The organism is Streptomyces sp. NPDC079141 (assembly GCF_040686775.1).
Lineage (GTDB): Bacteria > Actinomycetota > Actinomycetes > Streptomycetales > Streptomycetaceae > Streptomyces.
Map to the genome: position 1 here is coordinate 1 of NZ_JBFBLP010000021.1, position 8,915 is coordinate 8,915.

Genomic DNA, 8,915 nt, shown 5'->3' on the forward strand with positions numbered 1-8,915 from the left:
TCAAACGCCGGACGGGCTGGTTTCAGCCCGTCCGGCGTTTGAGGAGTGGGGGTCCAGGGGGCAGCGCCCCCTGGAGGACGGGACGGGTGGGGGCGGCGGGGGCGAAACCCCTCTGACCTGCACCTTCCCCCACTCCGCACGCCATTGTCAGTGGGCTGCGGTAGCTTCCGAAGTGCTGGACGCTATGAGGCGTGCGACGCAGGGACGGCCACAGGGGTGGGTGGACGATGGGCAACACGGCGACTACGACGGAGCTCGACGCGACACTGGAGCGGCACCGGGTCGAACTGACCGGCTACTGCTACCGGATGCTCGGCTCGTCCTTCGAGGCCGAGGACGCGGTCCAGGACACCCTCGTCCGCGCCTGGCGCAGCTACGACAAGTTCGAGGGCCGGTCGAGCGTCCGGTCCTGGCTCTACCGCATCGCCACCAACGTCTGCCTGGACATGCTCAGCGCGGGCAACAAGCGCGCCCGGCCCATGGACCTCACCGACTCCACGCCGCTCGCCCAGGCCGCCCTCTCCCCCCGCCCGGACCACACCTGGCTGGAGCCGATGCCGGACGCCCGCATCCTGCCCACCGTGGCGGACCCGGCGGAGGCGGCGGTCGCCAAGGAGTCCGTCCGGCTGGCCTTCATGGCCGCCCTCCAGCAACTCCCGCCCAAGCAGCGCGCGGTGCTGATCCTGCGCGAGGTGCTGGCCTGGAAGGCGAGCGAGGTCGCCGAACTGCTCGGCACCTCGGTCGCGTCGGTCAACAGCGCCCTCCAGCGCGCCCGCGCGACCCTCGCCGAGCGCGAGGAGAAGGGCGCCGACGCGGCCGTGTCGGACCCGCTGGACGAGGAGCAGCAAAAGCTCCTGGAGCGGTATGTCGCCGCCTTCGAGGGCTACGACATGACCGCGCTGACGGCCCTCCTCCACGAGGACGCCATCATGACGATGCCGCCGTTCGACCTGTGGCTGACGGGCCACGACGACATCGCGGGCTTCATGACGACGCTGGGCTCGGCCTGCGAGGGCTCGCGTCTGGTGCCGGTCCAGGTCAACGGTCTGCCGGGGTTCGCCCAGTACAAGCCGGACCCGGAGGAGGGCGGCTACGTCCCGTGGGCCGTGCAGGTCCTGGAGATCTCAGACGGCCGGCTCACCGGGTTCCACTTCTTCCTCGACACGCAGAGGTGGTTCCCGCTGTTCGGGCTGCCCCTCCGTCTCGAAGCGGAGGCCGACCAGGTTCAGTAGGGCGTGCAGCGCCGGATCGGGCTCGCGCAGCCGGATCCGGCCACCTGACCGCCGGGCGGCCAGCTGCAGCCGCGCCAGCAGGTCGACGGTGCCCAGCCCCGGCGGCCCGAGCCCGCCGACGTCGCACACCACGACCCCGGCGTCCGAGCCCTCCAGCAGCGCCCGCAGCTCGTCGCACAGCCCGGTCACCTCGTCCTTGGTGACAGGGCCGGCCAGCACGAGTACAGCGGGTGTCATGGCGTCCACGATCGGTAGACCGGGCAGGCGCCCGGAACTCATCGCAGCCACCGGACAAGCGGCATGCAGAACAAGGGGCATGCGACAGGGCCGGAGCCCTAAGGCCCCGGCCCTGTCAGTCAGCGATCGCCTCAGGCGATCCGGTCCAGCACGATCGGGTTCGGCGTGAAGTCCGTCCCCGCCGCCGCGATGTCGTACGAGCCCTCCACGGCCGCCAGCGCGTACTCGAAGCGCTCCGGGGTGTCCGTGTGGAGGGTCAGCAGGGGCTGGCCCTCGGTCACCGTGTCGCCGGGCTTGGCGTGCATCTCGATGCCCGCGCCCGCCTGCACCGGGTCCTCCTTGCGCGCACGACCGGCGCCCAGGCGCCAGGCGCCGACGCCGATGTCGTAGGCGTCGAGGCGGGTCAGGACGCCCGACGACGGCGCCTTGATCACGTGCTGCTCGCGGGCCACGGGCAGTTCCGCGTCCGGGTCACCGCCCTGCGCGGCGATCATGCGGCGCCAGACGTCCATCGCCGAGCCGTCGGCCAGGGCCTTCGCGGGGTCGGCGTCCTTCACGCCCGCCGCATCGAGCATCTCGCGGGCCAGGGCGATCGTCAGCTCGACCACATCGGCAGGTCCGCCGCCCGCCAGGACCTCCACCGACTCGCGGACCTCCAGGGCGTTGCCCGCGGTCAGGCCGAGCGGGGTCGACATGTCCGTGAGGAGCGCGACCGTCTTCACGCCGTGGTCGGTACCGAGGCCGACCATCGTCGAGGCCAGCTCGCGGGCGTCCTCGATGGTCTTCATGAAGGCGCCCGAGCCGACCTTCACGTCCAGGACCAGGGAGCCCGTGCCCTCGGCGATCTTCTTCGACATGATCGAGGAGGCGATCAGCGGGATCGCCTCGACCGTGCCGGTGACATCGCGCAGCGCGTAGAGCTTCTTGTCGGCGGGGGCCAGGCCGTCGCCCGCCGCGCAGATCACCGCGCCGGTGCCGTCCAGTACGGAGAGCATCTCCTCGTTCGACAGCAGCGCGCGCCAGCCGGGGATGGACTCCAGCTTGTCCAGGGTGCCGCCGGTGTGGCCGAGGCCGCGGCCGGACAGCTGGGGCACGGCGGCACCGCAGGCGGCGACCAGCGGGGCCAGCGGGAGGGTGATCTTGTCGCCGACGCCACCCGTGGAGTGCTTGTCGGCCGTCGGGCGGGTCAGGGACGAGAAGTCCATGCGCTCGCCGCTGGCGATCATCGCGGCGGTCCAGCGGGCGATCTCGCGCCGGTTCATGCCGTTGAGCAGAATCGCCATGGCGAGCGACGACATCTGCTCGTCGGCGACCTCGCCGCGCGTGTACGCGTCGATGACCCAGTCGATCTGCTCGTCGCTGAGCTCACCGCGGTCGCGCTTCGTACGGATGACGGAGATGGCATCCATGGCCATGGCTTTCCTTCCGACGTTCTCAAGAAAGTGCGCGGCCCCTCTGAAGCGGTTCAGAGGGGCCGCACGGGAGTTACTTGGTGAGATGGTCCGGGCCGAAGGCCTGCGGCAGCATCTCCGACAGCGGGAGGATCCCCGCCGGTGTCTCCAGCAGCAGTTCGGGGCCGCCGAACTCGTACAGCAGCTGCCGGCAGCGGCCGCACGGGACGAGGATCTCGCCCCTGCCGTCGACGCAGGTGAAGTGCGTCAGCCGGCCGCCGCCGGTGCGCTGCAGCTCCGAGACGAGCCCGCACTCGGCGCACAGGCCGAGGCCATAGGAGGCGTTCTCCACATTGCAGCCGGAGACGATGCGACCGTCGTCGACGAGGGCCGCGACGCCGACCGGGTAGCCCGAGTAGGGGGCGTACGCGTGGCTCATCGCCTCGCGCGCCACCTCCCGCAGGGCGTCCCAGTCGAAGTCGACGGTCACTTGCCCTGGCCCTTCCGGTACGGCAGACCGTCCGCCTTCGGCATGCGCAGGCGCTGGGCCGACAGGGCGAGGACGATCAGGGTGATGACGTACGGCGTGGCCGACACGACCTGGTTCGGGACCTCGTTGGTGCCGGCGTACCAGGCGAACACCAGGGCGCCGATCACCGCGGTGATCATCGAGGAGGCGTACTTCTTGGTGATCACGAGCCAGATGGCGCCGATGATCAGCAGCAGCGCGCCGAGCAGCAGCAGGGCGTGGACGTTCTCCGAGCCGCCGCGCAGGTTGAGGCTGTCGGTGTAGCCGAACAGGCCGGCGCCGAGGGCGAGGCCGCCCGGCATCCAGTTGCCGAAGATCATCGCGGCGAGGCCGATGTAGCCACGGCCGCTGGTCTGGCCCTCCAGGTAGAAGGGGTTGGCGACGATGGAGAGGAAGACGCCACCGAGGCCGGCCAGACCGCCGGAGATGATCACGGCGAGGTACTTGTACTTGTAGACGTTGACGCCGAGGGACTCGGCGGCGACGGGGTTCTCACCGCAGGAGCGCAGCCGCAGACCGAACGCGGTGCGCCACAGGATCCACCAGGTGCCGGGGATCAGGGCGACGGCGATCAGGGTCAGCCAGGACACGTTGGTGACCAGGCCGCCGAGCAGGCCGGCGATGTCCGAGATGAAGAACCAGCCCTGGTCGTTGAGATCCTTCAGCCAGTCGGACAGGCCCGGCACGGTGAAGTGGCCGAGGGAGTCGACCGCCGGGGACTGCTTGGCGGAGCCGCCCGGGTGACCCTCGAAGGCGAGGGGCGCGAGGTAGCGGGTGGCGCCGAGGGCGAGGATGTTGATCGCCACACCGGAGACGATGTGGTTGACGTTGAAGGTGACGGTGACGAAGGCGTGCACCAGGCCGCCGAGGCAGCCGCCGATGATGCCGACCAGGACACCGGTCCACGGGCCCCACTGGAAGCCGGCCCAGGCGCCGAACCAGGTGCCGAGGATCATCATGCCTTCGAGGCCGATGTTGACGACGCCCGCGCGCTCGGCCCACAGACCGCCGAGACCGGCGAGGCCGATCGGCACCGCGAGCTGGAGCGCGGTGGACATCTGGCTGACGTTGGTGATGCCGTCGGCGCCGGTGATGATGCGGACGATCGAGGTCAGCGCCAGGGCTCCGGCGATGACCAGCAGCAGTACGGGCCACGACATACGGCGGCCGGTCGGCGCCGCGGGCTGCAGCGTGGGCTGGTTGACGTCGAGCGCTGAGGTCTGCGGGGCGGTCATCGGCCAGCCACCTCCTTCGTGGTGTTGTTGTCGGCGGCGCCGAGGACGTTGCCCGCGGCGAGCTCCGCGCCGACGTGGCGCTGCTGGCGGCGCAGGCCCCACTCGCGGACGGCCTCGTAGGAGACGACGACCGCGAGCACGATCAGGCCCTGCATGATGACCGCGATTTCCTTGTCGTAGCCGTGGAAGTCCAGCTCGGGCGAGGCCTTGTCGAGCCAGGCCCACAGCAGGGCGGCGAACGCGATACCGACGGGGCTGTTACGGCCGAGCAGGGCGATGCCGATGCCGAGGAAGCCGATGCCGGTGGGGAAGTTCAGGCTGTAGGTGTGCGTGTCGCCCATCAGGATGGGCAGGCCCGCCAGGCCCGCGATGCCGCCGGAGAGCAGCATGGCGGTGAGCACCATCCGCTTGGGGTCCACACCGCTGGCCGCGGCGGCGGTCTCCGAGGCGCCGGAGGCGCGCAGGTCGAAGCCGAAGCGGGTGCGGTTGAGGGTGACCCAGTAGCCGATGCCGAGGAGCGCGGCGAGGATGACCAGGCCGTAGATCTCGCCCGCGTCGCCCATGTCGATGCCCGGGATCCAGCCGGACTCGTGCATCTCGCCGGTGGTGTTGTTGTTGCCGACCTTCACACCGAAGACGTCGGGCAGCCACAGGTAGGCGATGACGGAGGTGGCAATCGCGTTGAGCATGATCGTCGCGACGACCTCGCTGACGCCCCGGGTGACCTTCAGGACGCCGGCGATGCCGGACCAGAACGCGCCGGTGCAGATGGCGGTCAGGAGCAGCAGCGGGACCTGGATGACGGCCGGAAGGTCGGCGTGGGCGCCGACGATGGCGGCCATCATGGCGGCGAGCTGGTACTGGCCGTCGACGCCGATGTTGAACAGGTTCATCCGGAAGCCGATGGCCACCGCCAGGGCCGCGATGTAGTACATCGAGGCCTGGTTGATGATCAGGACCTGGATGTCGGAGTACGAGGCCTGCTCGAACATCAGGGTGTACGGCTCGACCGGGTTCTTGCCCGAGGCGATGAGCACCACCGAGCTCAGCGCGAAGGCCACGGCGAGCGCGATGACCGGTCCGGCCACCGCGAGGAGCACGCGCTCCTTGTCGAACTTCTTCATCAGCGGGCCTCGTCTTCCGGAGACTCAGGGGCGTCTTCGGGGGTTTCCTCGTGCTCCAGGTGACCGGTGGCGGCACCGGTCATGGCCGAGCCGAGCTCCTCCGGGGTGATGGTGGCCGGGTCGGCGTCCGCGACCAGCTTGCCGTTGTAGATCACCCGGAGCGTGTCGGACAGGCCGATGAGCTCGTCCAGGTCGGCGGAGATCAGCAGTACGGCCAGGCCCTCGCGGCGGGCCTCGCGGATGTGGTCCCAGATCGCGGCCTGCGCGCCGACGTCCACACCGCGGGTGGGGTGGGCGGCGATGAGGAAGCGCGGCTTGCTGCTCATCTCGCGGCCGACGATCAGCTTCTGCTGGTTGCCGCCGGACAGGGAGGCGGCGGTGACGTCGATGCCGGGGGTGCGCACGTCGTACTCGGTGACGATGCGCCGGGTGTCCTCCTGGGCCGCCTTCGGGTTCAGCCAGACGCCCTGGGCGTTGGGCTTCTCGGTGACATGGCCGAGGATGCGGTTCTCCCAGAGGGGGGCCTCCAGGAGCAGGCCGTGGCGGTGGCGGTCCTCGGGGATGTAGCCGACGCCCTGCTCGCGGCGCTTGCGGGTGGTCCAGGCGGTGATCTCCTCGTCGGCGAGGGTGATCGTGCCGGAGTCGGCGCCCTTGAGGCCGATGAGCGCGTCGACCAGCTCGGTCTGGCCGTTGCCCTCGACGCCGGCGATGCCCAGGACCTCGCCCGCGTGGATGGTGAAGCTGATGTCGTCCAGCAGGGCCTTGCCGCCGAGCGCCTCCAGGCGCAGCTTGTCGACGGTGATGACCGGGCGGTCGGTGACCGTGGACTCGGCGGTCTCCGGGGTGGGCAGCTCGCTGCCGACCATCATCTCGGCGAGCTGGCGCGAGGTGGTCTCGGCGGGGACGGCCGTACCGACGGTGGTGCCTCGGCGGATGACGGTGATGTCGTCGGCGACGGAGAGGACCTCGCCCAGCTTGTGGGAGATGAAGATGACCGACAGGCCCTCGGACTTCAGCTCGCGCAGGTTGTCGAAGAGCGCGTCGACCTCCTGCGGCACCAGGACGGCCGTGGGCTCGTCGAGGATCAGCGTGGTGGCGCCGCGGTAGAGGACCTTGAGGATCTCCACGCGCTGGCGGGCGGCGACGCCGAGCTCCTCGACCAGGCGGTCGGGCTGCACGCCGAGGCCGTAGCGGTCGGAGAGCTCGTTGATCTTACGGCGGGCCCTGGCGCCGATGCCGTAGAGCTTCTCGCTGCCGAGGACCACGTTCTCCAGGACCGTGAGGTTGTCGGCGAGCATGAAGTGCTGGTGGACCATGCCGATGCCGCGGGCGATGGCGTCGGCCGGGGACGAGAAGGTGACCTGCTCGCCGTCGATCGCGATCGTGCCCTCGTCCGGCTTCTGCATGCCGTAGAGGATCTTCATCAGCGTCGACTTGCCGGCGCCGTTCTCGCCGACGAGGGCGTGGACGGTGCCCTTGCGGACGGTGAAGTGGATGTCGTGGTTGGCCACGACACCGGGGAATCGCTTCGTGATCCCGGCGAGTTCGACGGCGGTCACCTGACCGTTGACCGCCGCTCCGGCCGGAGGGCTGCTGGACGCGTTGATGGCGCACTCTCCTGGGGACGGGGGTCGTCTACGCGCGTAGCGCCCCTACGGCATACAAAGGGGCGACGCACCGCTGACAACGGGGTACGGGGAGAAGCCTCCCCGTACCCCGTTGAGCGGACGTAACCCCGCGGTTACACGCTGCTCAGGGTCTTACTCGTAATCAGCTCGACTTGACCTTGATCTCGCCGTCGATGATCTTCTGCTTGGCCGTCTCGATCGCTTCCTGGAGCTCGGCGTTGTCCGCGAACTCCGGGTTGGAGTTCGACAGGCTCACTTCGCCGGACTTCAGATCGCCACGAACGATACCGGTCCCGGGCTTGCCGTCCTCGACCGACTTCGCCAGGTTGTACACCGCCTTGGCGACATCCTTCATCGCCGAGGTGAGGATCGAGTCCTTGTACTTGGCGAGAGCTTCCTGCTTGTACTGGTCGGAGTCGACACCAATGGCCCACACCTCGTTGGCGGCGGCGGCCTCGATGACGCCCTGGCCGGAGAGACCGGCGGCCGCGTAGACGACGTCCGCCTTCTTCTCTATCTGGCCCTCGGCGGCCGTCTTGCCCTTGTCGGGGCTGGAGAAGCCACCCTCCTCCGCGGTCTGCGTGAGGTACTGGGAGATGACCGTGGCCTTGGGGTTGGTGTCCTTGACGCCCTGCTCGAAGCCCGCCTGGAACTTGTGGATCAGCGGAATGTCCACACCGCCCACGAAGCCGACGACGTTCGACTCGGTGCTCTTGGCGGCGGCGACGCCGGCCAGGTAGGAGGCCTCCTCCTCGGAGAACACCAGGTCGGCGACGTTGTCCGCCTCGACCGTGGAGTCGTCGACGATGCCGAAGGTGACGTCCGGGAACTTCTCGGCGGCACCCTTCACGGCGGTGGCGTACGCGTAGCCGACACCCACGACCGGGTTGTAGCCCTGCTTCGCCAGCGACTCCAGGCGCTGCTGCTTGTCCGCGTCCGTCTCGCCCTCGGTGGGCTCGACGTCGGCGGTCTCGTAGCCGAACTCCTTCTTCGCCTGCTCCAGGCCCGCGTACGCGGCGTCGTTGAAGGACTGGTCGCCCTTGCCGCCGACGTCGTACGCGATGGCCAGGCCCTTGTCGCCCTTCGACTCGGACGAGCTCTCGGACGAGGTGCCGCCGCAGGCGGAGAGAGCGAGGGCCAGAGAGGCGGTCGCTGCGCCTGCGACCGTGATCCGGGAAATCCGGCGCATGTGTGGTGCTCCTGTCGTACAAGCGCCGTGGACGGTTCAGCTTCGGCGCTGGCTTCGCCGCAGATTAACGCGCGTAGACCTGCCTGAAAACCCCTTCTGTCCTTCTTGTTATCCGGCCGTGCTCAACGCCACTTCGGCACCGGCCCCAGGCTTGCCGACCGCAAAGGGAAGGTGGCGGTGGGTGACCTGGGGCGACCCGGCGGATCGAGTCGGCGTCGCGGGGCGGCCCGCGCTCCCGCCTTCGGCCGCGTTGTGGTCGGTTGCCGAGGCGCTGTGCCGCCGGTTGCCGAGACCCTCTGCCGCCGGTTGCCGAGACCCTGCGCCGCCCGTCACCAAGACCCCCTGCCACC

The 8,915-nt window shown here is 69.7% G+C and carries 8 protein-coding genes; 1 reads left to right on the forward strand and 7 read right to left on the reverse strand.

Annotated features, from left to right (window positions below; translation table 11 throughout):
* The first annotated feature begins 227 nt into the window (after positions 1–227).
* Positions 228–1,232: a sigma-70 family RNA polymerase sigma factor gene (locus AB0Q90_RS36680; RefSeq protein WP_363165339.1), complete on the forward strand. Its 1,005-nt coding sequence runs from the start codon at positions 228–230 to the stop codon at positions 1,230–1,232.
* Here AB0Q90_RS36680 and AB0Q90_RS36685 read toward each other — a convergent pair.
* The 7 genes from AB0Q90_RS36685 to AB0Q90_RS36715 all read right to left on the reverse strand — a co-directional run bounded on the left by AB0Q90_RS36685 (position 1,125) and on the right by AB0Q90_RS36715 (position 8,565).
* Positions 1,125–1,469: an STAS domain-containing protein gene (locus AB0Q90_RS36685; RefSeq protein ID WP_363165340.1), complete on the reverse strand. Its 345-nt coding sequence runs from the start codon at positions 1,467–1,469 to the stop codon at positions 1,125–1,127. The genes AB0Q90_RS36680 and AB0Q90_RS36685 overlap by 108 nt on opposite strands.
* A gap of 131 nt (positions 1,470–1,600) precedes the next feature.
* Entirely contained in the window at positions 1,601–2,884 is a 1,284-nt protein-coding gene (locus AB0Q90_RS36690) for a thymidine phosphorylase (RefSeq protein ID WP_363165341.1), read from the reverse strand.
* 70 nt (positions 2,885–2,954) lie between these two features.
* The gene (locus AB0Q90_RS36695) at positions 2,955–3,350 is read right to left on the reverse strand and encodes a cytidine deaminase (RefSeq protein WP_363165342.1); all 396 of its coding nucleotides are present in this window, start codon (positions 3,348–3,350) and stop codon (positions 2,955–2,957) included.
* A complete protein-coding gene (locus tag AB0Q90_RS36700; RefSeq protein WP_363165343.1) occupies positions 3,347–4,624 on the reverse strand; it encodes an ABC transporter permease in 1,278 nt (425 codons plus the stop codon). The genes AB0Q90_RS36695 and AB0Q90_RS36700 overlap by 4 nt, the downstream gene beginning before the upstream one ends.
* Complete coding sequence (locus AB0Q90_RS36705; RefSeq protein WP_363165344.1) at positions 4,621–5,748, reverse strand: ABC transporter permease; 1,128 nt, start codon at positions 5,746–5,748, stop codon at positions 4,621–4,623. Before AB0Q90_RS36705 ends, AB0Q90_RS36700 begins: the two co-directional genes overlap by 4 nt.
* A complete protein-coding gene (locus AB0Q90_RS36710; protein WP_363165345.1) occupies positions 5,748–7,307 on the reverse strand; it encodes an ABC transporter ATP-binding protein in 1,560 nt (519 codons plus the stop codon). Before AB0Q90_RS36710 ends, AB0Q90_RS36705 begins: the two co-directional genes overlap by 1 nt.
* Positions 7,308–7,518: 211 nt before the next feature.
* A complete protein-coding gene (locus AB0Q90_RS36715; protein ID WP_363165346.1) occupies positions 7,519–8,565 on the reverse strand; it encodes a BMP family ABC transporter substrate-binding protein in 1,047 nt (348 codons plus the stop codon).
* Between the last annotated feature and the right edge of the window lie 350 nt (positions 8,566–8,915).

Bases quoted from the DNA above. Each gene is read 5' to 3' on its own strand.
- AB0Q90_RS36700 (WP_363165343.1), bottom strand. From the start codon at position 4,624: ATGACCGCCCCGCAGACCTCAGCGCTCGACGTCAACCAGCCCACGCTG.
- AB0Q90_RS36705 (WP_363165344.1), bottom strand. From the start codon at position 5,748: ATGAAGAAGTTCGACAAGGAGCGCGTGCTCCTCGCGGTGGCCGGACCG.
- AB0Q90_RS36685 (WP_363165340.1), bottom strand. From the start codon at position 1,469: ATGACACCCGCTGTACTCGTGCTGGCCGGCCCTGTCACCAAGGACGAG.
- AB0Q90_RS36715 (WP_363165346.1), bottom strand. From the start codon at position 8,565: ATGCGCCGGATTTCCCGGATCACGGTCGCAGGCGCAGCGACCGCCTCT.
- AB0Q90_RS36690 (WP_363165341.1), bottom strand. From the start codon at position 2,884: ATGGCCATGGATGCCATCTCCGTCATCCGTACGAAGCGCGACCGCGGT.
- AB0Q90_RS36680 (WP_363165339.1), top strand. From the start codon at position 228: ATGGGCAACACGGCGACTACGACGGAGCTCGACGCGACACTGGAGCGG.